This window comes from Roseovarius salincola, assembly GCF_026891095.1.
GTDB classification, from domain to species: Bacteria; Pseudomonadota; Alphaproteobacteria; order Rhodobacterales; family Rhodobacteraceae; genus Roseovarius; species Roseovarius salincola.
In genome coordinates, this window is sequence record NZ_JAPTNL010000007.1 from 24,785 (window position 1) to 48,557 (window position 23,773).

Annotated in this window: 24 protein-coding genes; 13 read left to right on the forward strand and 11 right to left on the reverse strand. The window is 65.9% G+C overall.

What is annotated here, in order from left to right:
• Positions 1-23: 23 nt before the first annotated feature.
• Genes fsa through N5A93_RS09545 form a run of 4 tightly spaced genes read left to right on the forward strand, consistent with a single transcriptional unit; the run spans position 24 to position 3,068 of the window.
• Positions 24-677, forward strand: coding sequence for a fructose-6-phosphate aldolase (gene fsa / locus N5A93_RS09530; protein ID WP_085819045.1), 654 nt, complete (start codon positions 24-26; stop codon positions 675-677).
• 38 nt (positions 678-715) lie between these two features.
• Positions 716-1,423 carry a DUF484 family protein gene (locus N5A93_RS09535; protein WP_268954855.1) on the forward strand — a complete coding sequence of 236 codons (708 nt, stop codon included), beginning with the start codon at positions 716-718 and terminating at the stop codon, positions 1,421-1,423.
• Positions 1,420-2,343: a tyrosine recombinase XerC gene (locus tag N5A93_RS09540; RefSeq protein WP_268954856.1), complete on the forward strand. Its 924-nt coding sequence runs from the start codon at positions 1,420-1,422 to the stop codon at positions 2,341-2,343. The genes N5A93_RS09535 and N5A93_RS09540 overlap by 4 nt, the downstream gene beginning before the upstream one ends.
• Positions 2,344-2,369: 26 nt before the next feature.
• Positions 2,370-3,068: a CDP-alcohol phosphatidyltransferase family protein gene (locus N5A93_RS09545; protein WP_268954857.1), complete on the forward strand. Its 699-nt coding sequence runs from the start codon at positions 2,370-2,372 to the stop codon at positions 3,066-3,068.
• Between the two features lie 109 nt (positions 3,069-3,177).
• On the opposite strand, the gene N5A93_RS09550 is transcribed toward N5A93_RS09545, so the two are convergent.
• Genes N5A93_RS09550 through N5A93_RS09565 form a run of 4 tightly spaced genes read right to left on the reverse strand, consistent with a single transcriptional unit; the run spans position 3,178 to position 6,144 of the window.
• The gene (locus N5A93_RS09550; RefSeq protein WP_268954858.1) at positions 3,178-4,122 is read right to left on the reverse strand and encodes an OmpA family protein; all 945 of its coding nucleotides are present in this window, start codon (positions 4,120-4,122) and stop codon (positions 3,178-3,180) included.
• 5 nt (positions 4,123-4,127) lie between these two features.
• Positions 4,128-4,700, reverse strand: coding sequence for a peroxidase-related enzyme (locus tag N5A93_RS09555; RefSeq protein WP_268954859.1), 573 nt, complete (start codon positions 4,698-4,700; stop codon positions 4,128-4,130).
• On the reverse strand, positions 4,697-5,425 hold the full coding sequence (locus N5A93_RS09560; RefSeq protein WP_268954860.1) for a GNAT family N-acetyltransferase: 729 nt from the start codon (positions 5,423-5,425) through the stop codon (positions 4,697-4,699). The genes N5A93_RS09555 and N5A93_RS09560 overlap by 4 nt, the downstream gene beginning before the upstream one ends.
• Positions 5,422-6,144, reverse strand: coding sequence for a competence/damage-inducible protein A (locus N5A93_RS09565; RefSeq protein WP_268954861.1), 723 nt, complete (start codon positions 6,142-6,144; stop codon positions 5,422-5,424). The genes N5A93_RS09560 and N5A93_RS09565 overlap by 4 nt, the downstream gene beginning before the upstream one ends.
• A 46-nt stretch (positions 6,145-6,190) precedes the next feature.
• On the opposite strand from N5A93_RS09565, the gene sfsA reads away from it, so the two are divergent.
• The 6 genes from sfsA (at position 6,191) to N5A93_RS09595 (ending at position 13,432) form a co-directional block, all read left to right on the forward strand.
• Positions 6,191-6,892: a DNA/RNA nuclease SfsA gene (gene sfsA, locus N5A93_RS09570; protein ID WP_268954862.1), complete on the forward strand. Its 702-nt coding sequence runs from the start codon at positions 6,191-6,193 to the stop codon at positions 6,890-6,892.
• A gap of 32 nt (positions 6,893-6,924) precedes the next feature.
• A complete protein-coding gene (locus tag N5A93_RS09575; RefSeq protein WP_268954863.1) occupies positions 6,925-8,688 on the forward strand; it encodes a sensor histidine kinase in 1,764 nt (587 codons plus the stop codon).
• Positions 8,685-9,926 (forward strand): sigma-54-dependent transcriptional regulator, encoded by a 1,242-nt coding sequence (locus N5A93_RS09580; RefSeq protein WP_268954864.1) that lies wholly within the window; start codon positions 8,685-8,687, stop codon positions 9,924-9,926. Before N5A93_RS09575 ends, N5A93_RS09580 begins: the two co-directional genes overlap by 4 nt.
• A gap of 374 nt (positions 9,927-10,300) precedes the next feature.
• Positions 10,301-11,302, forward strand: a complete 1,002-nt coding sequence (locus N5A93_RS09585; protein ID WP_268954865.1) for a DctP family TRAP transporter solute-binding subunit — start codon at positions 10,301-10,303, stop codon at positions 11,300-11,302.
• Positions 11,303-11,390: 88 nt separating this feature from the next.
• The gene (locus N5A93_RS09590; protein ID WP_268954866.1) at positions 11,391-12,056 is read left to right on the forward strand and encodes a TRAP transporter small permease; all 666 of its coding nucleotides are present in this window, start codon (positions 11,391-11,393) and stop codon (positions 12,054-12,056) included.
• Positions 12,056-13,432 carry a TRAP transporter large permease gene (locus tag N5A93_RS09595; protein ID WP_268954867.1) on the forward strand — a complete coding sequence of 459 codons (1,377 nt, stop codon included), beginning with the start codon at positions 12,056-12,058 and terminating at the stop codon, positions 13,430-13,432. Before N5A93_RS09590 ends, N5A93_RS09595 begins: the two co-directional genes overlap by 1 nt.
• Positions 13,433-13,538: 106 nt before the next feature.
• On the opposite strand, the gene N5A93_RS09600 is transcribed toward N5A93_RS09595, so the two are convergent.
• The 7 genes from N5A93_RS09600 to bcoG form a co-directional block, all read right to left on the reverse strand.
• Complete coding sequence (locus tag N5A93_RS09600; protein ID WP_268954868.1) at positions 13,539-14,324, reverse strand: carnitinyl-CoA dehydratase; 786 nt, start codon at positions 14,322-14,324, stop codon at positions 13,539-13,541.
• The gene (locus tag N5A93_RS09605; protein WP_268954869.1) at positions 14,321-16,372 is read right to left on the reverse strand and encodes an acetate--CoA ligase family protein; all 2,052 of its coding nucleotides are present in this window, start codon (positions 16,370-16,372) and stop codon (positions 14,321-14,323) included. The genes N5A93_RS09600 and N5A93_RS09605 overlap by 4 nt, the downstream gene beginning before the upstream one ends.
• A gap of 292 nt (positions 16,373-16,664) precedes the next feature.
• Positions 16,665-17,825 carry an acyl-CoA dehydrogenase family protein gene (locus tag N5A93_RS09610; RefSeq protein WP_268954870.1) on the reverse strand — a complete coding sequence of 387 codons (1,161 nt, stop codon included), beginning with the start codon at positions 17,823-17,825 and terminating at the stop codon, positions 16,665-16,667.
• 4 nt (positions 17,826-17,829) lie between these two features.
• A complete protein-coding gene (locus N5A93_RS09615) occupies positions 17,830-19,239 on the reverse strand; it encodes a carnitine 3-dehydrogenase (protein WP_268954871.1) in 1,410 nt (469 codons plus the stop codon).
• Positions 19,236-19,772, reverse strand: a complete 537-nt coding sequence (locus N5A93_RS09620; RefSeq protein WP_268954872.1) for a lipocalin family protein — start codon at positions 19,770-19,772, stop codon at positions 19,236-19,238. Before N5A93_RS09620 ends, N5A93_RS09615 begins: the two co-directional genes overlap by 4 nt.
• A complete protein-coding gene (locus tag N5A93_RS09625) occupies positions 19,769-20,533 on the reverse strand; it encodes an SDR family oxidoreductase (protein WP_268954873.1) in 765 nt (254 codons plus the stop codon). The genes N5A93_RS09620 and N5A93_RS09625 overlap by 4 nt, the downstream gene beginning before the upstream one ends.
• 6 nt (positions 20,534-20,539) lie before the next feature.
• Positions 20,540-21,454, reverse strand: a complete 915-nt coding sequence (bcoG, locus tag N5A93_RS09630) for a 3-dehydrocarnitine:acetyl-CoA trimethylamine transferase BcoG (protein WP_268954874.1) — start codon at positions 21,452-21,454, stop codon at positions 20,540-20,542.
• Positions 21,455-21,553: 99 nt separating this feature from the next.
• On the opposite strand from bcoG, the gene N5A93_RS09635 reads away from it, so the two are divergent.
• The 3 genes from N5A93_RS09635 to modA all read left to right on the forward strand — a co-directional run bounded on the left by N5A93_RS09635 (position 21,554) and on the right by modA (position 23,765).
• A complete protein-coding gene (locus tag N5A93_RS09635; protein ID WP_268954875.1) occupies positions 21,554-22,507 on the forward strand; it encodes a GlxA family transcriptional regulator in 954 nt (317 codons plus the stop codon).
• Between the two features lie 41 nt (positions 22,508-22,548).
• Positions 22,549-22,920 carry a winged helix-turn-helix domain-containing protein gene (locus tag N5A93_RS09640; RefSeq protein WP_268954876.1) on the forward strand — a complete coding sequence of 124 codons (372 nt, stop codon included), beginning with the start codon at positions 22,549-22,551 and terminating at the stop codon, positions 22,918-22,920.
• Between the two features lie 68 nt (positions 22,921-22,988).
• Positions 22,989-23,765 (forward strand): molybdate ABC transporter substrate-binding protein, encoded by a 777-nt coding sequence (gene modA, locus N5A93_RS09645; protein WP_268954877.1) that lies wholly within the window; start codon positions 22,989-22,991, stop codon positions 23,763-23,765.
• Positions 23,766-23,773 lie beyond the last annotated feature (8 nt).

The following is a 23,773-nucleotide window of genomic DNA, read 5'->3' on the forward strand; positions in this document are numbered from 1 at the left end:
ACCCGCGCCAAGGGATTCCCCACATGAAATTTTTCGTAGATACCGCCGAAGTCGACGCCATTGCCGAACTGAACGAACTGGGCATGGTCGACGGCGTCACCACCAACCCGTCACTGATTCTGAAATCGGGACGCGACATCCTTGAGGTAACCAAGGAAATCGCCGAAATGGTCGACGGTCCGGTCAGTGCCGAGGTCGTCGCACTGGAGGCCGACGCGATGATCGCCGAAGGGCGCAAGCTGGCCAAGATCGCCGACAATATCGCCGTCAAGGTACCGCTGACCTGGGATGGTCTCAAGGCCTGCAAGGTGCTTTCGGACGAGGGCCAGATGGTCAATGTCACGCTTTGCTTTTCGGCCAATCAGGCGCTTCTGGCGGCCAAGGCGGGTGCGACCTTCATCAGCCCGTTCATCGGCCGGCTGGACGATATCAACCTCGACGGGATGGAAGTGATCGCGGATATCCGGCAGATCTATGACAATTACGGGTTTGACACGCAGATTCTGGCCGCGTCGATCCGTACCGTGAACCACGCGTTCCAGTCGGCGCAGATAGGGGCCGACGTGATGACAGCGCCGCCCGATGTGATCAAGAAGATGGCGGCGCACCCGCTGACCGACAAGGGGCTTGAGACCTTCCTGAAGGATTGGGAAAAAACCGGGCAGAAAATTCTGTAAACCATGCTATAAAACGTCAAAACAAGACCGAGGCCAGTATGAGCGGCAAGCCCCTGATGGACGACAACCTTCGCGAGCGTATTATCGCGCAGCCCGATGTTATCCTTGAAGATCAATATCTTATGCGGGCACTCATTGCCGCGAACGAGCGCGCCATGGGTGGCAATATCGTCGACCTTCGGGGCATCGCGATGGAACGCCTCGAGGCGCGTCTTGACCGGCTCGAGGATACGCACCGATCGGTTATCGCCGCCGCCTATGACAATCTGGCCGGCACCAACCAGGTTCATCGCGCGATCTTGCGGATGCTGGACCCTGTCGAGTTCGAGGTTTTCCTGCGCGATCTGGGTGGCGAGGTCGCCGAGATCCTGCGGGTGGACAGCATGAAGCTTGTGCTTGAATCCGTGCAGGACGAGACCGACCCGACCGTGCGGCGGCTTGGGGGCGTGTTATCGGTGGCCGAACCGGGCTTCATCGCCTCGTATCTGAGCGACGGGCGCAGCAGCCTGCCGCGTCCGGTGACGCTGCGCCAGATCAGCGAGGGCGATGCACGGGTTTACGCGCAGGACGCGGGCTATGTGCGCTCTGAGGCATGCCTGCTTCTTGACTTCGGCAATGGCCGCCTTCCCGGCATGCTGGCCATGGGCGCCGAGGATCCGCATCAGTTCAGCCCGCAACAGGGCACTGACCTGCTGACCTTTTTCGCGGGCGTATTCGAACGCACGATGCGCCGCTGGTTGTCATGATCAGCGCGGCCGCCCGCGACGCGCTCGAGGGTTGGCTGAAGGCCCAGAAGGCGCTGAAAGGCGCATCCGAGAACACGCTGGACGCCTATGGGCGCGATGTCGCCGCGTTCCTGTCTTTCGTGACCGAACACAAGGGCGAGTCCCAGGGGCTTGGCGCTCTCAGCACCATCGGGATCGGTGACATGCGCAGTTGGATGGCCTTCACGCGCGGGCGCGATGTGGGGCCGCGTTCGCTGGCGCGCAAACTGTCTGCAGTCAAGAGCTTCTACCGCTGGCTGTCCGAGCGCGAAGGGTTCGACCCCACCGCAGTTCTTTCGGCGCGTGCCCCGAAATTTCAGCGCAAATTACCACGGCCGCTCGCGCCAGACGCCGCGCGGGACATGATCGAAACCCTTGAAATGCAATCGGAAAATCCTTGGGTCGCGGCCCGTGATCAGGCCGTCGTAACGCTGCTTTACGGCTGCGGGTTGCGGATATCAGAGGCGCTTGGCCTGACCTGCGACATCCTTCCGATCGGTGACGCGCTGCGCATTATCGGCAAGGGCGGCAAGGAGCGTGTGGTTCCGGTGATCGCCCCGGCGCGCGATGCGGTGACGCGGTACGTTGCGCTCTGCCCCTTCGACATGGGGCCGGGACAGCCCTTGTTTCGTGGGGTGCGGGGGCGCGCGCTCAACCCGCGCATTGTGCAGAAGGTGACCGAGGCGACGCGCAATCAGCTTGGCCTGCCCGCCAGCGCAACGCCACATGCGATGCGCCACAGTTTTGCGACGCATCTTCTGAATGCCGGAGGTGACCTGCGCGCGATACAGGAATTGCTGGGGCATGCGTCGCTTTCGACGACGCAGGCATACACGGCGGTCGATAGCAGCCGGTTGATGGAAGTTTACAACATGGCGCACCCAAAAGGCCGCTTGCGTTGACGACCTGATTGAGCGAGAAAAGATGTATGTTATTGAATTCAAAGGCATTACTTGTTCATTTCCTGACGGCGTCCGGGGCGGTTTTCGCGATGCTGGCGCTGTTGGCGGCGGCGGACGGGAAATGGGACCTCATGTTCCTGTGGCTGGTCGTGGCCTTCGCGGTGGACGGTCTGGACGGCCCCTTGGCGCGCCGCTACCTGGTCTGGCAGAACGCGCCGCGCTTTGACGGGGTGCTGCTGGATCTGATCATCGACTACCTGACCTATGTCTTCATCCCGGCCTTCGCGCTGTTCAAATCCGACCTGCTGGCAGGCTGGACGGGGTGGGTCGTGATCATCCTCATTACCTATGCCAGCGCGCTCTATTTCGCCGACACAGATATGAAAACAAAGGATAATTCATTTTCCGGCTTTCCCGGCTGCTGGCAGATGACGGTGCTTGTGATGTTTGCCGTGCAACCGCCGGTCTGGTTGATCCTGATACTGGTCACGGCGCTTTCGGTGGCAATGTTCCTGCCGTTGAAATTCATTCATCCGGTTCGCACGCGGCGCTGGCGCGCGGTGTCGTTGCCGGTGGCGTTTGCGTGGGTATTCTTTGCGGGATGGGCCGCCTGGGTGGATTTCCACCCGCAAAGCTGGGCGCATTGGGGGCTGGTTCTGACCAGTCTCTACCTGCTCTTCGCAGGCATCGCACAGCAGCTGATTCCGCAACGCCCGCAAGGCTGAACACCGTACAAAACGTCCGTTTTGTACGGCGATTTTGTACCAAAATCGGTCATGCGCCGGAATATTTCGTACAAAACCCGAACAGGCCGCAAAACGGCCCTCGCTCGGGTCAGTCGCCGCGCAGCAAAACCACCTCGACCCGGCGATTGGATTCGCGCCCGCGGGCGGTGCGGTTCGAGGCGATCGGCGCGAGGTAGCCCGCGCCTTCGGCATCCATCTGCGCGCGGGACACCTGGTAGTCTTCCGCAAGGCGCGAAAGAACCGAGGCGGCACGTTCGCGCGAAAGCGTGATATTGGAATCAAGCCCGCCGACCGTATCGGTATGCCCCACCAGCGCCACGCGGCGGTTGGTATCGGCATTGAGAAAATCCGCGAGCGCCCGCAGCGATGCATATGGTCCCGCACCGAGCGCGGCGGAGCCGGTTTCGAAATCGAGGCCCGACAGGATCACATGCCCCTGCCCGAGAAGCCTCTGCGTCAGGGACTGATCCGCCAGCGGCGGCGCATCGGGCACGACATCGGGCGCAACGGGCCTGTCGACGACTTCGATCTGTTCGCCACCGGCCTGGATGATCTGGACATAGCCGGATTCATTGGCGCGGCTGACCAGCAGCGTGACGTAATCGGCACCATCGTCCTGGCCGTTGCGGCGCGCCGACAGGAAACGGAAATCGAGCAGGTCGACGAACATGTCGGGCGCGGCCATGACCCGCGTGTTGAACCGGAAATCGAAGCCACCGCATGTCTGGGCCGCGCATTCAAAAAGGATGTCGAACCCGGCATCAACAAGCTGCTGGCGCATCGGCGCAAGGATTTGCAGCGTGGTCATGCCCTGCGCGTCGATCCGCCAGGCCTGTTGCGCGATCGCGCCCTCGACCCGGAAACCATACACCGAGCCGTCGGAATAAGGTCCGACCGGCAGGCGGTAGCTGCCCGCCTCCTCGGTGATCTCGCGGGTCATGGCAGCGTTGCCCGGAATCGTCAGATCGACGGCCCGCGCCATCGGCGGCGCAAGGACCATCGCAAGGATGAGAAGGACGAGTCGTGTCGTCATCGCATTCAGCGGGCTTGCGCGTGGTAATCGGCGTTGGGCTGCATCCCGGTGGCGCTGGCGACGCGGTTGGTCATGTTGAAGAATCCGGCCACATTGGCGATGTCCCAGATGTCGCGGTCACTGAAACCGGCATCGCGCAGGGCCTGACGGTCGTCTTCGGTGATTTCCGCGCTGGCGCGCGTGACCTTTTCGGTAAAGGCGAGCATGGCCCACTGACGCGCGTCGAGATCGGCGACACGCCAGTTCATCACCATTGCCTCGCCCAGTTCGGGCGTGCCCGAAAGTTCGCGCACCGCCGCGCCGTGGGCGACCTGGCAATACCAGCAGCGATTGATCGAGCTGACCACCACCGCGATCATCTCGCGTTCCAGCTTGCTGAGGCCGCTATCGGCCAGCATCAGGTCGTTATAGATCGCCGAAAAGGCGTTGAGCTTGTCGATGTCGAAGGCATGCGCCCTGAGCACATTGGGCACCATGCCCAGCTTGTCCTGGCAGATGTCGAAATATTTCTGCGTGGCCTCGGGCAGCGGGTCGACCATCGGCAGGTCGAGCGCGGTCGGGCTGTCTGTGTTGCTCATTTGGGTCCGGCCTCCTCCTTGATGCGGTAGTGATACTGTCCCACAAGCGCCATCCCGAGGGAAGCGTAGAGCGCATTCGCGGCGGCGTTCTCTTGCGTGCAGACAGCGGCGATATGGGTCGCGCCATTCTCGCGCGCCCAGGCGGCGGCCCGGAGCATGACCCGCCGCCCCATGCCCCGGCGGCGGCAATGGGGCGCGACTTCGAGAGCATGGACCATGGCGATCCCGTCATGCAGCCCGACATAGGCCGTGGCGGCGGGGCGCTGACCGTCGCGCGCCAGGATCGAGGTCCTGGGGCATTGCGCGCGCCGCATCACCGCGAGGCGGCCCGGCCCGATGCCGCCTTGCGCCCACATGTCGATCTGGATCGCCAGGGGTTCCCATATGGCGAAGCTGGTGGAATGGGGTTGCGGCGCGTTCAGGTCGGTCACTGGCGCAAGATGGATATTGACCGGGTCGATCACCGAGTAGCCCGCGCCCGCCAGCAGGGCATCGAGCGCCTCGTCGCCCGCGCGGATCATGAAGAGCGGAGTTTGCCCGAGGGCACGCATCGCGGATTCGGCTGCGGGCAGGTCATCGGCGCTGATGATGTCTGCGCGCGCGGTGGCCGCCGACACCCGTTTGCCGCCGCCTTGCCCGTCGCGGATGGTCCAGGCCCCGCAGCTGCGGGTTTCGGCGGCGGGCCATGTGGCCGCGACCACCGCGTAAAGCTGCGCTGGCGTCATGCGGGGAACATCGCGTTCAACTCGGCGATGGCGGCATCGACGCGCGCGCCGTCCTGGCCACGGATCACGACCTGCGCGCCAAACACGCCGTCGCGCTGGAACGGGTAGCAGCCGATGCCAAGATCGGGGTAGCGGTCGGCCAGATCGCCGAGCGGTCCGGCGATATCACCCTCGCCGCGAAAGATCTGAAGCGATTGCGACAGCACCGGCGCGCCGCCCACCAGCGTCGGCAGGATCGAGGCGAGCATCGCCTCGAAGATCGCGGGGACACCGGCCATCACATGCACATTCCTGAGCGTGAAGCCGGGCGCCGCGCTGATCGGGTTGTCGATCAGGGTCGCGCCTTCGGGGATGCGGGCCATGCGCAGGCGGGACTCGTTCAGCTCGGAACCCGTGCGCGCGTAATGCGCCTCGAGAAGGGCGCGGGCGTCGTCACGCACGGAAATGGGCACGCCGAAGGCGCGCGCGACGTTCTCGGCGGTGATGTCATCATGGGTTGGGCCGATGCCGCCCGAGGTGAAGACCATGTCGAAACCATCGCTGAGCGCACGCACCGCGCCCGTGATGGCGTCGGCATCATCGCTGACGACGCGGACCTCAGAGAGGTCGATGCCGATGTGGGTCAGTTCCCCGGCGAGGTGATACATGTTTGAATCGCGGGTGCGGCCCGAGAGGATCTCGTCTCCGATGACCAGCATGGCGGCGGTTGGGTTGGGCATGACACGCTCCTTGCAGGGGTTTGGGGATCGGTATAGGCCCGTCGTCATGCGCTTTCAAACCCCTCTTGAGCCTGCCGTGCTGATCCGCCGCTACAAGCGTTTCCTGGCCGATATAAGGTTGCAGGACGGGCGCGAAGTGGTGGCCCATTGCGCCAATCCCGGCGCGATGACCGGGCTGGCGGAGCCGGGGATGCGGATCTGGGTGGAGCGCAACGACGATCCGCGCAAGAAGCTGAGATATGGCTGGCGGCTGGTCGAACATGGCGAGGGGCAATTCACCGGGGTCGACACGATGCTGCCCAACCGCGCGCTGCGCGCGGCGCTGGAGGCGGGCGAGGTGGCGGAACTGGCCGGATACGAGCGGCTGCGCGCCGAGGTGAAATACGGGCAGGGCAGCCGGGTCGATTTCCTGCTCGAGGGCGCGGGGCGGCGCGCCGCATATGTCGAGGTGAAATCGGTGACGTTGATGCGCCAGCCGGGGCTGGCCGAGTTTCCCGACAGCGTGACGGCGCGCGGCACCAGGCATCTGGGCGAATTGGCGCAGATGGCGCGCGACGGCCACAGGGCGGTGATGTTCTATCTTATCCAGCGCGGCGATGCGCGGGCCTTCGCGCTGGCGGGCGATATCAATCCGGCCTACAGCGCCGCATTCGAAAAGGCGCGCGGCGCCGGGGTCGAGCTTCTGGTCTATGACACGCGTATAGATGTGCAGGGGATCACGCTGGGGCGCCCCGTCGCGATGGCGTGACAGCGGGCGCGCCACCCCCTAAAAAGGCGATCATGACACATGCGCCGGGAAAACGTCTTGCGGTCGTCGCGCTGTTCGTTCTGGTGGTCGGAGTGCTGGCTGGCGGAATATGGCGTTATGGCTACGTTCAGGCGCTGGACCAGCTTGAGAAACAGGCCAGATCCGACCTGGCGCTGGCCGCCGACCGGTTCACAGGGCAATTGCGCCGCTATCAGGAGCTCGCGGTGCTGATGGCCGAGCATCCCGCGCTGGCGGCGCTGCGCCCGGGCGCGGACAACCGCGCGGCACGCGCGCTGTTGCAGCAGGCCGCCGACAAGACCGGGGCCATGGGCCTTCTTTATGCCGACCCGGCGGGGCAGGTTCTGGCGCGGTCCGGGGACAGCCCGGACCGCCTGACCGGTGCGCGCTATTTCGAGCGCGCGCTACAGGGAGCGCTTGGGCAGAGCTATGGGCATTACGGGAATTCGGGGCAGCGCGCCTATATCTATGCCGCCCCCGCCTTTGGCCCCGCCGAGGGAGAGGTGCGCGGGGTGCTGGTGGTGCTGGTCGACATCGCGGAGCTGGAGTGGGACTGGATCGGCGGGCAGCCCGCGGTCTTCTTTACCGATGTGTTAGGGCGGGTGTTCGTCTCGAACCGCTCGGAGCTGATGTTCTGGCGCACCGGCGCGGGCGGTGCCGGGCTGTTGCCGGGCGGTCAGGTGCGCGCGCCCGCCTTCGAGGCCGAACGCATCGCGGGGCATGAGCTGTGGCGGATGGATTGGGGCGTTTACCTGCCCTCGCAGGCGCTGCACCTGGCGCAGGATCTGCCGGTGATCGGCATGACCGGCCATGCGCTGCTGGACGTGGCGCAGGCGCAATGGGTGGCGGGGCTTCAGGCCAGCGTCTTTGCGGTGATCTGCCTGGCCTTTGGCGGGCTGCTGTTTCAGGCGGCGGAGCGGCGGCGCATCCTGGCGCGCGCCAATGAGCGGCTGGAACAGCGGGTCGCCGAGCGCACCGCCGAGCTTTCGGGTGCCAACCAGGCGCTGCGCCGCGAGGTGAGCGAGCGGCTGGAGGCCGAAGCCGCGCTGAGGCAGGCGCAGAGCGATCTGGTGCAGGCCGGAAAGCTGAGCGCCCTGGGGCAGATCTCGGCGGGGATCAGCCACGAGCTGAACCAGCCATTGATGGCGATCCGGCAATTCGCCGAGAATGGCGCGACCTTCCTGGGCAAGGGCAAGGCCGATATGGCGGGCCGGAACCTGTCGCGCATCTCGGACCTGGCGGCACGGATGGCGCGGATCATCAGCAACCTGCGCGCCTTTGCCAGGCATGAAAGCGAACCCGTCGCGCGGGTCGATCTGGTGACGGTGATCAACCAGGCGCTGGAACTGGCCGAGACCCGGCTTGAGCGCGACGGCATCGGCGTGGAATGGACGCCCCCCGCCGGCGCCGTCATGGTGCAGGCCGGAGAGGTGCGGCTGGGTCAGGTCCTTCTGAACCTGATCACCAATGCCGCCGACGCCATGGCCGAGAGCGCCGAGAAGCGCATCCTGATCACCGTCGAGCCGGGCGATCCGGTGGTGGCGGTCGAAGTCAGCGACACCGGCCCCGGCATCGACGAGCCCGAAAAGATCTTCGATCCGTTCTATTCGACCAAGGAGGTCGGGGGATCGGAGGGGATGGGGCTGGGCCTGTCGATCTCATACGGGCTGGTGCAGAGTTTCGGCGGCGATATCCGCGGCCGCAACGCCGCACAGGGCGGCGCGGTATTCCGGGTGGAACTGGAGCGCTGGCCCGAAACCGGGGAGGAAGCCGCATGAGCCCGAAGCCGCAGACGGTCCTGGTGGTGGATGACGACGCCGCCGTGCGCGAGGCGTTGACGCAGACGCTGGAGCTGGCCGATCTGCGGGCGCTGGCGGCCGGCTCCTTCATCGAGGCGAAGGATCATATCGTGCCGGGATTCACCGGGGTGATCCTGTCGGATATCCGCATGCCGGGGCGCGACGGATTCCATTTGCTGACCCATGCCCAGCAGATCGACGCGGAGCTGCCGGTGATCCTGCTGACCGGCGAGGGCGATATCCCCATGGCGGTGGAGGCGATGGGGCAAGGCGCGTTCGACTTCCTGGAAAAGCCCTGTGCGCAGGATGATCTTCTGGCGGTGCTGAACCGGGCATTGCAGACACGCGCGCTGGTGCTGGAGAACCGGCGCCTGAAGGTGCAGCTTGAGACCGGCGATCCGGCGGCGCGGATGTTGCATGGCACCTCGCGCATCGCCGAGGATCTGCGCGCAAGGGTGCGCGCTGTGGCGCCCACGCGGGCCGAGGTGCTGGTCACCGGCCCGCCGGGGGCGGGTATTTCCAAGGTGGCCGAGGTGATCCACCTGATGTCGCCCGACGCGACCGGGCCGTTCGTCAAGCGCGCCGCGGCCTCGCTGGATCTCGGGGCGCTGGAGGAGGCGCTGAGCGCCGCCGCCGGGGGCAGCCTGTTTCTCGATGAGGTGGCGGCAATGCCGAACCCGGCGCAATACGCGCTGTTGGAGCGGATCGAACAGGGCACGGGCGCGCGGGTGATCGCGGGCGCAAGCGTCGACATGAGAGCCGAGGTCGAGGCCGGGCGGATGCATGCCGAGCTTTATTACCGCCTCGACGTGATGCCGGTGCGCATCCCGTCGCTGGCCGAGCGGCCCGAGGACATCCCGGTGCTGTTTCGCCATTATGTCGCGCTGGCGGCCGAGCAGGCGGGGCTGCCGGTGCCGGAAGTCTCGCCCGATCACATGGCGGCGCTGATGGCGCAGGAATGGCCGGGCAATACGCGCTCGCTGATGAGCGCGGCGATGCGTTTCGTGCTGGGCATGCCCGGAGAAACCCAAGAGGCCGCCGAACTGGGGCTGGCCGAGCAGATGGCGAGGGTGGAGCGATCATTGCTGATCGCGGCGCTGAGCCGGCAGAACGGGCGCGCCGCGCAAGCGGCGAAGATGCTGAAACTGCCGCGCAAGACGCTTTACGACAAGCTGGCGCGCTATGGCATACGCCCCGAGGAGTTCCGGCGCGAGTAGCGGCCCTGCCTGCCGATGGCCGCGCGCTTTTCACGCCTGTGCTTTCGGGGCCGGCGCCGGGGGGCCAGCCCCCCGGACCCCCCGAGGTATTTGCGGCCAGATGAAGGGACGGGCGTGGGACCGGTCTGCGCAGAGTCCTGTGCGGAAATCCGCACAACATGGTCAGACCCTGTGCGGGATGCCGCACAATGCTGTCGTGCAGCATCGCGGCGCACCCCGGAATTACCGTCCAAAATGCTGATTATAATGTATCTTTCAAGACAGGTTATTTTTTCGGCGTCTTGTCTTGAGTGCATGGCCGCCATGCGAAAACATGCCTGCGTCGCGCCTGAGGGCGCTGATTGCAATGTCTCAATGAATGGGAGGAGACTGACATGAAATTCCTGACAGCCACCGCGACCGCGATGGCCCTGAGCGTCACCGCCGGCGCCGCATCCGCGGCCTGTGACGATGGCGAGATCGTGGTCAAGTTCAGCCACGTCACCAATACCGACAAGCACCCCAAGGGCATCGCCGCCTCGCTGCTTGAAAAGCGCGTGAACGAGGAGATGGACGGCACGATGTGCATGGAAGTCTATCCCAACTCGACGCTTTACAACGACAACAAGGTTCTGGAAGCCATGTTGCAGGGCGATGTGCAGCTGGCCGCGCCGTCGCTGTCGAAATTCGAGAAGTTCACCAAGCAGTTCCGTCTGTTCGACCTGCCGTTCATGTTCACGGACATCGATGCCGTGGACGCGTTCCAGGCCTCGGAGACCGGGCAGGACATGCTGGATTCGATGCAGCGCCGCGGCCTTCAGGGGCTGGCCTACTGGCATAACGGCATGAAGCAGATGTCGGCCAATGTTCCCTTGATCGAGCCGAGCGACGCCGAGGGCCTGAAATTCCGCGTGCAATCCTCGGATGTGCTGGTTGCGCAGATGGAAGCGATCGGCGGCAGCCCGCAGAAAATGGCCTTTTCCGAGGTTTACGGCGCGTTGCAGCAGGGTGTCGTGGACGGTCAGGAGAACACTTGGTCCAACATCTACGGCAAGAAGTTCTTCGAGGTGCAGGATGGCGTCACCGAAACCAACCATGGTGTGATCGACTATCTGGTGGTGACCAATATCGATTGGCTCAACGGGCTTGACGAGAACGTGCGCGAGCAGTTCCTCACCATCCTGGGTGAGGTGACGCAGACGCGCAACAGCGAGTCCGCGCAGGTCAACCAGGAGGCCAAGCAGGCGATCATCGACGCCGGTGGCGAGGTCCGCGAGCTGACGCCCGAGCAGCGCGAGAAATGGGTCGAGGCGATGAAGCCCGTCTGGGAGCAGTTCAAGGGCGATGTCGGCCAGGAGAACATCGACGCGGCCCAGGCGATCAACGCCAGCATGTGATACCGCGCTGCGCCATTGGTGCAGCCGGCAGGGCGGGCCGTTTCGCATGGCCCGCCTTTTTCTTACCCGGTGAGAGGGAGGGGGAAAGATGCAGACCCGTCACGGCATGGCGGACAGGATCGAGGAAACCGTGATCGCCGCGCTTCTCGGTTTGATGACGATGGTGACCTTCGCCAACGTCCTCGCGCGATACCTGTTCAATTCCAATATCCTTTGGGCGCTCGAACTGACCGTGTTCATGTTCGGCTGGCTGGTTTTGCTGGGCGCTTCCTATGCGGTCAAGAAACGCGCCCATCTGGGGGTGGATGCGCTGCTCAACATGATGCCAACGGGGCTGCGCCGCGGAATGGCGCTGTTTTCGGTGGCCTGCTGCCTCGTGTTCGCGCTGATGCTGCTGAAGGGCGCCTGGGATTACTGGGCGCCCTATGCGGAACTGCCGCCGACCACGGGACGCTGGTTTCCCACGGGGCTGAATTTCGCGACGCGCGGCCAGGGCTGGTACGAGGTGCAGGACATCCCGATGATCGCGCCGCTGAAGTTCCTCGAGACGCTGATCAACGAGGGTGAGAGCTATGAGAAGATCCCCAAGGCGATCCCGTATCTGGTTCTGCCGGTCTCGATGCTGCTGCTGACGGTGCGTTTCGCCCAGGCCGCGGTGGCGATCTGGCGGGGCGAGAGCGACCGGCTGGTCGCCAGCCACGAGGTCGAGGAAGAGCTTGAGAGTATTCGCGCCCAGCAAGGGGAGCATGAGTGATGGAAGTTGTTCTTCTTTTCGTGATGGTGATCGGCCTGATGCTGGTGGGCGTGCCGATTGCCGTCTCATTGGGCTTGAGTTCGACCCTGTTCCTGTTGTGGTTCTCGGAAAGCTCGATGGCGTCCATCGCGCAGACCCTGTTCGAGGCCTTCGAGGGACATTTCACCCTGCTGGCGATCCCGTTCTTCATCCTGGCCTCGTCCTTCATGACGACGGGCGGCGTGGCGCAGCGGATCATCCGCTTTTCGATCGCCTGCGTGGGGCATCTGCATGGCGGGCTGGCCATTGCCGGGGTTTTCGCCTGCATGCTCTTTGCCGCGCTGTCGGGGTCGAGCCCGGCGACGGTGGTCGCCATCGGCACGATCGTGATCGCGGGCATGCGGCAGGTGGGCTATACCCGCGATTTCGCCGCCGGCGTGATCGCCAATGCGGGCACGCTGGGCATTCTCATTCCGCCCTCGATCGTGATGGTGGTCTATGCCGCCGCGGTCGAGGTCTCGGTCGGGCGCATGTTCCTGGCCGGTGTGATCCCCGGCCTGATGGCGGGCGGGATGCTGATGACGGCGATCTATGTCATGGCCCGGCTGCGCAACATGCCCAAGGGCGAATGGCTGGGCTGGGGCGAGATCCTGTCCTCGGGGCGCGATGCGGCCTGGGGGCTGTTTCTGATCGTGATCATCCTCGGCGGCATCTATGGCGGCATCTTCACGCCGACCGAAGCCGCCGCCGTGGCCGCTGTCTATTCGTTCTTCATCGCCAGCTTCGTCTACAAGGACATGGGACCGCTCGCGACCAAGGGCGAGGGACGCAACATCAGCCTGTTGCGCAAGCCACAGGCGCTGATCACGGCGTTCTTTCATGCCGATACGCGCCACACGCTATTTGAGGCGGGCAAGCTGACGGTGACGCTTCTGTTCGTGATCGCCAACGCGCTGATCCTCAAGCATGTGCTGACCGACGAGCAGATCCCGCAGCAGATCGCGGGAGCGATGCTGGATGCGGGTTTCGGGCCGGTGATGTTCCTGATCGTGGTCAACGTGATCCTGTTGATCGGCGGACAGTTCATGGAGCCCTCGGGGCTTCTGGTGATCGTGGCGCCGCTGGTCTTTCCGATTGCGATGGAGCTGGGGATCGACCCCATTCACCTCGGCATCATCATGGTGGTCAACATGGAAATCGGGATGATCACGCCGCCTGTGGGTCTGAACCTGTTCGTGACCTCGGGCGTGGCGGGAATGCCGATGATGAGCGTCGTGCGCGCCGCCCTGCCCTTCCTGGCGGTGCTGTTCGTGTTCCTGATCCTGATCACCTACATCCCGTGGATATCGACGGTGCTGCCCAACACCTTCATGGGACCGGAGATCATCACCAACTAGACTTTGCGGTAACGAGTGATGCGCGCCGCCCCCCGTTGGGCGGCGCGTTTTCGTTCGGGGTTTGGGCTGGCGGCGCATCCCAAAGACGCGCGCATCACGGCAAAGCCTATTTCCCCTTCCAGACCGGATCGCGTTTTTCGGCGAAGGCGCGGGCGCCTTCGGCCTGATCCTCGGAAGCATAGAGCAGATCGACGGTTTCGAACTGGCGCCGGGTGATCCGGTTCATGGCGTCCTGAAAGGTCATCGCCTCGGCCTCGCGCACGATCTCCTTGAGGGCGGCGTAGACGAGGGGCGGCCCGGATGCGAGATGCCCGGCCATTTCGCGCGCCTTCGCCATCAGGTCGCCCGCGGGATGGATATGATTGACGAGGCCCCAGCGGGCGGCCTCTTCGGCGTCGATCCAGCGCCCGGTCAGCAGCATTTCCATCGCGATATGATAGGGGATGCGCTTGGGCAGTTTCACACTGGCGGCATCGGCCACCGTGCCCGAGCGGATTTCCGGCAGGGCGAATTGCGCGTGATCGGCGGCCAGGATGATATCGGCCGAAAGCGCCCATTCCAGCCCGCCACCACAGCAGATGCCGTTGACGGCGGCGATGATCGGCTTGTTCATCGCGCGCATTTCCTGAATGCCGCCAAATCCGCCCGGCCCGTAATCGCCATCCACCGCGTCACCATCGGCGGCGGCCTTGAGATCCCAGCCGGGGCAGAAGAATTTCTCGCCCGCGCCGGTGATCAGGGCGACGCGCATGTCGGGATCGTCGCGAAAATCGCGGAACACCTCACCGAGGATGCGGCTGGTGGCGATGTCGATGGCGTTGGCCTTGGGCCGGTCCAGCGTCACCTCGAGCACATGGCCCGAGCGGGTTGTCTTGACGGGGCTCTCTGTCATGGCATCTCTCCGATGGTTGCGATGGTGATAAGCGCATCCACCGCCACGGCGCGGCCGGGCGTGCAGATGAGCGGGTTGATTTCCACCTCTTCAAGGTGTTCGGCGTGGCGCGTCACGTAATCCTGCACCGCCAGCACCGCATCGGCAATGGCGGCGCGCGCGACCGGCGGCGCGCCCCGATACCCCGTCAGCAGCGGCGCGATGCGCAAGCCGTCAAGGGCGGCGTCGATATCGGCGCGGGTCACGGGCAGGAGAAGCTGCGCGCTGTCCGCGACGATCTCGGTCAGGGTGCCGCCCGCGCCAAGCGTCAGCACGAAGCCATGCGCCGGATCGCGGATGACACCGATCAGCAGTTCCGCCACCCCGTCGGTGATCATTTCCTCGACCAGCCAGCTTTCGCATGGCATGGCGCGGGCGATGGCGATGGCGGCGGCGGGGTCATGCGGGGCGAGCGCGACGCCGCCCGCTTCGGTCTTGTGGGCAAGGCCTTCGGCCTTGATGACCAGCGGCGCGCCGATCCGCTGCGCGGCATCTTCCAGCGCGGCGTGGCTCTCGGCGCGCAGCGCACGCGGCACGTTCAGACCATGCCGCGCGAGCGCCGCCTTGGCCTCGGCTTCGCTGAGGGTGCCGGGCGCCCCGGGCGCGCCGGGCAGCAGAAGCGGCGCGCGATCGGGGCGGGGCCGGCCGAGAAAACCGGCAACCTCGATCGCGCTCAGCGCGTCATCCAGCCCGAGCAGCGGCACGAGCCCCGCCTCGATGCAGCGCAGCGCGAGCGGCTCGGGCAGCGCCTCGGGCAAGGTGGCGATCAGCGCAAGCGGCTTGCCGCTCTCGCGCGACGCGATCACGCTGGCCGTGATGATGCATTCCCAGGCGTCCATGCTGCAACGATCCGTGCGCGGGAAATCGGCAACCAGGCAACCAAGCGCCAGATCGCCCGACAGCATCGCCGTGAATGTGCGCGCCATTGCCGGGACATCATCCCAGATATAGGTGTGATAATCCAATGGGTTGGCCAGCGAGACCATCGGCCCGAGCGCGTCGCGCAGCGCCCTTTTCTGCTCCTCACCGAGCGGAGGAAACACTATATCGCGCCCCTCGGCGCTGTCGGCCACAAGACTGGCCTCGCCCCCCGAGCAGGACATCGAGGCGATCCGGTTCGATGGCAGCGCACCCGCCAGATGCACAAGCTTCAGGCTTTCCAGAAAGGCGGTCAGGCTGAAGACCTGCGCAAACCCCAGGCGCCGCAAGAGCGCCCGGCCTCCCGCATCGCTGCCCGCCAGCGAGGCGGTATGCGAGACCGCCGCCGCCTGCGCATGGGCCGAACGCCCGGCCTTCAGGGCGATCACCGGCTTGTTGCGCGCATGTGCCTCGGCGGCGAGCGCCTCGAAGGCGCGCAGATCGCCCACCCCTTCGATATGCAGGCCCAGCGCGGTCACGCGATCATCCGCCAGAAGCGCGCGGCCCATATCGGCAAGGCCGGTCTGCGCCTGGTTGCCGGCGGTCAGCACATAGGCCAGCGGCAGGCCGCGCGCCTGCATGGTGAGGTTGAGCGCGATGTTGGAGCTTTGGGTCAGGATCGCAACGCCCGAGTCGCAACGCTGCCCGCCATGCTGGTCGGGCCACAAAAGCGCCCCGTCGAGATAATTGACGAAACCATAGCAATTCGGCCCGATCACCGGCATCCCACCCGCCGCCTGCAGCAATCGCGCCTGAAGATCGGCGCCGTCGCCGGTCTCGGCCTGCGCCTCGCTGAAGCCGCTGGCGAAACAGACCGCTCCGCCCGCCCCCATCAGGGCGAGCGCGCCCGTCACCTCGATGGTGGCGTGGCGGTTGACGCCGATGAATGCCGCATCGGGCGCGCCGGGCAGATCGGCAAGGCTGGCATGGGCCGCGACGCCGCCCAGTTCGCTGCGGCGCGGATGCACGGGCCAGATATCGCCGGCAAAGCCCATCTTGCGGCATTGCTCGACCACATTGGCGCACCACGCCCCGCCGCCGATCACGGCGATCGAGCGCGGGCGCAAAAGGCGGGAAAGATCGCGTGTCATGGATGACCCCCTCGCGAAGCAGAGGGGCGCTGCCCCTCTTGGCCTTCGGCCAATTCACCCCGAGGTATTTGCAGCCAGATGAAGTAACCCGCTGTTAACCCCGCCCCGCCATACTGGCCGCGCGGCACAGGCTGAGGAGCCGATGGCCGCGCCAGGTGAAGCCCCTCGTTCCTTGTGGACGGGGGGTCCTTCATGTGTCCGGCCCCTGTTTTCATCTGGCGGGAAATACCTCGGGGGTTTGGGGGCAGCGCCCCCAATGCGATGGCCCCGATTTCCTGCGCACCGCTGTCGTTCATGCGCCGAGCGGTCGCAGCAATTCGCGGCTGATGATGTGGCGCTGGATTTCGCTGGTGCCGTCCCAGATCCGCTCGACCCGCGCATCGCGCCAGAACCGCTCGATCGGCAGATCGTCCATCAGCCCCATGCCGCCATGCACCTGAAGGGTCGCATCGGTCACGCGGGCCAGCATTTCGCTTGCGTAAAGCTTGGCACTGGCGATTTCGCGGTTGGCGGGCAGGCCCTGATCAAGCCGCCAGGCGGCGGCCAGGGTCAGGAAATCGGCGGCGTCGATCTCGGTGATCATGTCCGCGATCTGGAAGCCCACGCCCTGGAACTTGCCGATGGGCTGGCCGAACTGGCGCCGTTCGGCGGCGTGCGAGAGCGCATGTTCAAAGCAGCGCCGGGCGCGCCCGACGCTCATGGTGGCGACAGTGATGCGGGTGGCGTAGAGCCATTCGTTCATCACCGCGAAACCGCCATCGACTTCGCCCAGCACCTGCGCGTCAGGCAGGCGGCAATCGTCGAATTCGAGCACCATGTTCTTGTAGCCGCGATGGCTGACCGAGTTGTAGCCGTCGCGGATGGTGAAGCCGGGCGTGCCGCGATCCACGAGAAATGTGGTGATCCGCTTCTTGGGGCCACGGTCGGTCATGTCCTCGCCGGTGGCCACGAAGACGATAACGAAATCAGCGTGATCCGCGCCCGAGATGAAATGCTTGGTGCCATTGAGAACCCAGTCGCCGCCGTCGCGCCGGGCGGTGCATTTCATGCCGCGCACATCGGAACCGGCGTCGGGTTCGGTCATCGCCAGCGCGTCCATCCGCTCGCCGCGCACGGCGGGCAGGAGGTAGCGTTCGCGCTGCTCGCCGGTGCAGGCCATCAGGATATTCTGGGGGCGTCCGAAGAAATGCGTGAGCGCCATCGAGCCGCGCCCGAGCTCGCGCTCAACCAGGGCGAAGTCCAGATGTCCCAGCCCCGCGCCGCCGACCTCTTCGGGAAAGTTGCAGGCATAGAAACCCAGATCCAGCGTCTTGCGCCTGATCTCTTGCGCGAGATCGGGGGGCACCTGGCCGCTGCGTTCGACCGCGGCCTCGTGGGGGTAGATCTCGTTCTCGACGAAGCTGCGCACGGTCGAGACGATCATCTCCTGTTCGTCACTCAATCCGAAATGCATGGGTTCAGTCCTTATCGGCATGAAGCGCCGCCAGGTCCGCGACACGGCGGGCGACCTGAGGCGCGGGTTCACAGGAACGACGGGTTTCGAGGCTGACATGGATCATCAGCTGATCGGAGCTGGCCAGCACCGTGCCATCGCCCGCGCGGATCATCCGGTGGGCGCAGCGCAGTTTCTTGCCCGCCCCCTCGGTGACGCGGCTATGGACCTCGACCCGCTCGCCGGCATGGGTTTCAGCGAGGAAACGGATGGTGGATTCGACGGTGAAATAGCTGAGCCCCGAGGCGATGTAATCGGCATCCGCCCCCACATGCGCCATGACCACATCCGCTGCGTCCGAGAATATCTGCCCGTAGCGGCCTTCGTTCATGTGGCCGTTGGCATCGGTCCAGTCCACCGGGATCACCCGCGATTGCGAGACCAGCGGATCACCTTCGGCGAGCGGCTGGCGCAGGCTGTACTGATGGGCATTGATCAGCCGCCCGGCGGCATTGCCCTGCTGCCTGAGCGCGCGCATCATGGCGATGAGGTTGCCATCGCGCTTGCGTTCCAGATCGCGGATCGAAAGATGCCCCGATTGCGCGTCGGACTGGCTGGCGATCTTTTCCACCAGTTCGTCGCTCATCTCGGGCACGTCCATGAGCTTGGTCCAGGACCAGGCCAGCGCCGGGCCGAACTGGGCGATGAAATGGCGCATCCCCGCCTCGCCCCCGGCGATGCGGAAGGTTTCGAACAGCCCCATCTGCCCCCATCTGAGACCAAAGGCATAGCGGATCGCGTTGTCGATTTCCTCGGTCGTGGCGATGTCGTCATTCACGAGCCACAGCCCCTCGCGCCAGACCGCTTCCATCAGGCGATCGGCGATATGGGCGTCGATTTCCTTGCGCACATGCAGCGGGTAAAGCCCGACCGAGGTGAGCAGCGCCTTGCAGGTTTCCACGGCGTGCGGATCGGTGGCGGGCGAAGGCACCACTTCGATCAGCGGCAGAAGATAGACCGGGTTGAACGGGTGCGTCACCATGATGCGCGAGGGGTCGGCGGCGCCCTGCTGCAACTCGGAGGGTTTGAAGCCCGAGGTCGAGGAGCCGATCAGCGCGCCCGGATCGGCGGCCTGGATTTCGGCAAACACCCGGTGCTTGAGATCCAGCCGCTCGGTCACGCTTTCCTGAACCCAATCGACACCGCTGACCGCCTCGGCGATCGAGGCGCAGAAGGTCAGCGCCCCCTCGTCGGGCATTGCGCAATCGTAAAGCATCGGCAGGGCGCGGCGGGCATTGTCGAGCACTTCGCCGACCTTGCGTTCTGCCTGCGGGTCGGGGTCGAAGACGCGCACGTCCCAGCCATTGAGCAGGAAGCGCGCGGCCCAGCCGCCGCCGATGACACCGCCCCCGATGATCGCTGCGGTTCGTGTCATGTGTCGTCTCCTTCTTGCCGCGGCCCAAGCGCGCGCTCTGCATATCCGTTGAATTCCAGTATCTCGCGTGCGGCGGTGATACGGTCCGCACCGCCCGAGGGCGCGCGGTCGAGCACCCAGCCGAAGCTGCCATCGGGCGTGCCGATGGCGGCGGTGCGATAGCCCTCATCGACCCAGACCACCCAGAGTTCCAGCGCGCCCGAGGGGCCGGAAAGCCGCCAGCGGTTCGGCCCCAGAACGGTAGCGGTCCGTGTGACGCGCCGGGTTTCACAAGCGCCGTCCGCATCGCAGACCCTGCGCGTGAAGGTGAATCTATCGGTCTCGCCCGGATTGTAGCCAACCGCGATCAGACCCGCCATCTCGGGCGTTGGCGGCGTGGTCGCGCGCAGCACCCAGTCGCCCGAAAGCCGCGCATGATCGCTGCGCGTCGTGACCGAAAGCGGCTGACCCGTGTCGCGATACCCCGGCCCGGTGGGCGCGCTGGCACAGGCGGCGAGAAACAGGAGCGAAAGGAGGCCGAGGCGGCGCATCATGGGACCATGCTTTCGGTATGCCCATCCACCGCAAGCACCTGCCCGCTGACGCGGCCAGCGGCGGGAGAGGCCAGAAACAGCGCCATGTCGGCAAGGTCGTCGGCACTGACCCATGTGCGCAGGCTGGAGCCCTTGACGTAGATCTGGCGCACTTCGTCGGGCGAAAGGCCGCTGGCGGCGGCTTCCATCGCTATGACGCGATCCATGCGCGCGCCCTCGACTGCGCCGGGGGCGATGGCGTTGACGCGCACACCCGCGGGGCCAAGCTCCATCGCCAGCGTCTTCATGAGGCCAATCAGCCCCCATTTGGCGGTGACATAGGGGCTGCGGTGGGGCACGCCATGGAGGCCGGATGTGGAGCTGGTCAGGAGGATCAGCCCCGCGCCCTGCCCCCGCATTACCCGCGCCGCCCAGCGGCAGGTCAGGAAAGCGCCGTTGAGGTTGACATCGAGGCAGGCGCGCCATGCCTCAAAATCGAGAGCCTCGATCCGCCCCGCCGGGCCGCCTGTGCCCGCGTTGGCGCAGACGACGTCGGCGCCGCCCCAGTCCCGTTCGACCCGGTCAAGAAAGGCGTCCATCTGCGCGGGATCCGTGACATCGGCCAGGGCGGTTATGGCATCCGGCAGTTCGGCCTCGGCCGCGGCGACGGCGGATGCATCCGCATCGCACAGCGCCACACGGTCGCCGCGCGCGTGAAAGCGGCGCGCGAGGGTCAGGCCGATTCCCGAGGCCCCGCCGGTGATGACGACACGCTGGCCCATCGCCGCTCAGCCCCTGGGCGCTTGTTTGCGCAGGTTCAGCTTCTGGCGGACCGCGTCGGGGCCGATCACCCGCGCGCCAAGGTTTTCGACGATCCCGGCGGCGCGTTCGACCAGTTGCCAGTTCTCGGCCAGCACGCCCTTGTCGAGCATCAGGTTATCCTCGAGCCCGACGCGCACATTGCCGCCCGCCAGCACGCTGGCCGCCACATAGGGCATCTGGTTGCGCCCAAGCGCGAAGGCCGAGAAGGTCCACTCGGAAGGGATGTTGTTGACCATCGCCATGAAGGTATTGAGATCATCCGGCGCGCCCCAGGGCACACCCATGCAGAGCTGCACCAGCGCGTCGGGTTCGAGGATGCCGTCCTTGACCAGTTGCTTGGCATACCAGAGATGGCCGGTGTCGAAGGCCTCGATCTCGGGCTTGACGCCGAGTTCGGTCATCATGCGGCCCATGGCCTGCAACATGCCGGGGGTGTTGGTCATGACGTAATCGGCCTCGGCGAAGTTCATGGTGCCGCAATCGAGGGTGCAGATTTCCGGCAGGCAGTCGGCGACATGAGCGACGCGCTCGGTGGCGCCGGCCATGTCGGTGCCCGCCTCGTCCACAGGCAGCGGGGCGTCGATGCCGCCGAAGGTGATATCGCCGCCCATCCCGGCGGTGAGATTCAGCACCACATCGGTATCGGAGTCGCGGATCCGGTCGGTGACTTCGCGAAACAGCCCGCGATCGCGCGAGGGCGCGCCGGTTTCGGGGTCGCGCACATGGCAATGCACCACCGCGGCCCCGGCCTTGGCGGCGGCGATGGCGCTGTCGGCGATCTGCCGGGGCGAGCGGGGCACATGCGGGCTGCGGTCCTGGGTCGCGCCCGAGCCGGTCACGGCACAGGTGATGAAAACCTCGCGGTTCATGGCAAGCGGCATGGGATCCTCCTGATCTGCTGCGGGTCATGCAATGGCATGAGTTGCGCGAAGGGTAACGCGCTGGTGACCGGATCGCATATGCGGTATCAGACAATTATCATGCCTGAATGGACAAAAACCACCGACGCGCCGGTGCGCATCACCTTTCTGCTCTTTGACGAGTTCTCGAACCTGTGTCTGGCCAATTGCCTGGAGCCGTTGCGCGCGGCCAACACGATCACGCGGGCGCGCGCATCCGACTGGCAGATCGTCACGCCATCGGGCGCGCCGGTGCTGTCATCGAGCGGGATGCAGGTGATGCCCCACGCCGCCCTGCCCGACATGCAGAGCGGCGCGGATTACCTGTTCGTGCTGGCCAGCTATTACCACGAGGCGCATGATTCGGGCGCGACACGGCGGGCGCTGCGGGTGGCGGCGCGCAAGGCGGGCACGGTGGTGGCGCTGGATGCGGGGCCGTGGCTGCTGGCGGCGGCGGGGCTGCTGGCGGGGCGGCGGGCGACGGTACATTGGGACTTGCTGGACGCCTTTACCGAGCGGTTCCTGGATGTCGAGGCCGAGCGCGCAAGGGTCTTGCGCGACGGGCCATGGTGGACCTGCGCGGGCGCGATGTCGGCGCTTGATCTGACGCTGGGGCTGATTGCGGATCACCTGGGGCTGGCGGCGCGGCTGGACGTGGAATCGCTGTTCATCCATGGCGATCCACCGGTGGCGATGCCGCGCGAGCGCCAGGCGGTGAGCGATCCGCTGGTGCACCGTGCGCTGAGCCTGATGCGCCAGAACACCGAACGGCCGCTGCCGCTGTCGGTGCTGGCGCGCAGGCTGTCATGCCAGCCGCGCACGCTGGACCGGCGGTTTCGCGCGACATTGGGCGCGCCGCCCGGTGCGGTCTATCGCCATCTGCGCCTTGCGGCGGCGCGGCGGATGCTGGAAACCACCAGCCTCGGCATCGCCGAAATCGCGCTGCGCTCGGGGTATGACAGCCCTGCCGCGATGACGCGGGCGGTGCGCCACCTTTACGGGGCGACGCCATCGCAACTGCGCGCGAGTGCCTGAGCCGCCTTGTCCCGCCTCCGGTTTCGGCGCAGGATTGCGCCATGACAGAACCCAGAAGTGCCCCCCGCTTTCGCCTGCGCCTTGTCTTTGCCCCCAACGAGATGCTGGGGCCGGGCAAGGCCGAGCTGCTGGAGCGGATCGCCGAGACCGGTTCGATCGCGGCGGCAGGCCGCGAGATGGGCATGAGCTACAAGCGGGCCTGGCAACTGGTCGAGACGATGAACGCGATGTTCCGCGCACCCGTGGTCGAAAGCACCCGCGGCGGGGCGCGCGGCGGCGGGGCGGTGGTGACCGAGACCGGGCAGGCCGTTCTGGCCGAGTTCCGGGGCCTTGAGGCGGCCGCCCAGCGCGCCGGCGCCGCGCATATCGCGCGGCTGACCGGGATGCTGCGCGATATTCCCGAAGGAAAATAACGCTTGCCTTGCGGGCTGCATTCTCAATATTCCCGATGAAACATATCGCTTCTCAGGGGGAGAATCACATGCGCCTCTCATCCGCGCGCCACGCGATTGCCGCCATGCTGGCCGCTGCGCTGCTGCCAGCAACCGTGGCGCGGGCCGAGAGCGTCACCGTCTTTGCCGCCGCCAGCATGAGCAACGCCATGCAGGAGATCGAGGACCGCTTCGAGGCCGCAAGCGGCCACGACCTTGTGGTGTCGCTGGCCGGGTCTTCGGCGCTGGCGCGTCAGATCCAGCAGGGCGCCCCGGCGGATGTGTTCATCTCGGCCAATCCGGGCTGGATGGATGCGCTGGAATCCGAAGGGCTGATCGAGGAGGGCACGCGTTTTGACCTGCTCAGCAACGCCATCGTGCTGATCGCCCACGGGCGCGATGCGGCGCCGGTCGGGATCGGCCCCGGCATGGACTTGGCCGGATTGCTGGATGGTGGCCGCTTGGCCATGGCGATGGCCGATGCTGTGCCTGCCGGGACTTATGGCAAGGCGTCGCTGGTGTCACTCGGGTTGTGGGATGACGTCGCAACCGATGTGGCGCAGGCCGACAATGTGCGCGCCGCGCTGGCGCTGGTGGCGGCCGGAGAAGCGCCTTACGGCATCGTCTATGCCACCGACGCGGCGGCCAGCGACAAGGTGACGGTGGTGGGCACCTTTCCCGCCGACAGCCACCCGCCGATCATCTATCCCGTGGCGGATGTCGTCGGGCGCGATACCGAAGCCGAGGCGGCGTTTCTTGAATTCCTGCGCGGCCCCGAGGCGCGCGCGGCCTTCGAGCGACAGGGTTTCATCGTGGTGACGGAGTAACGCGACCG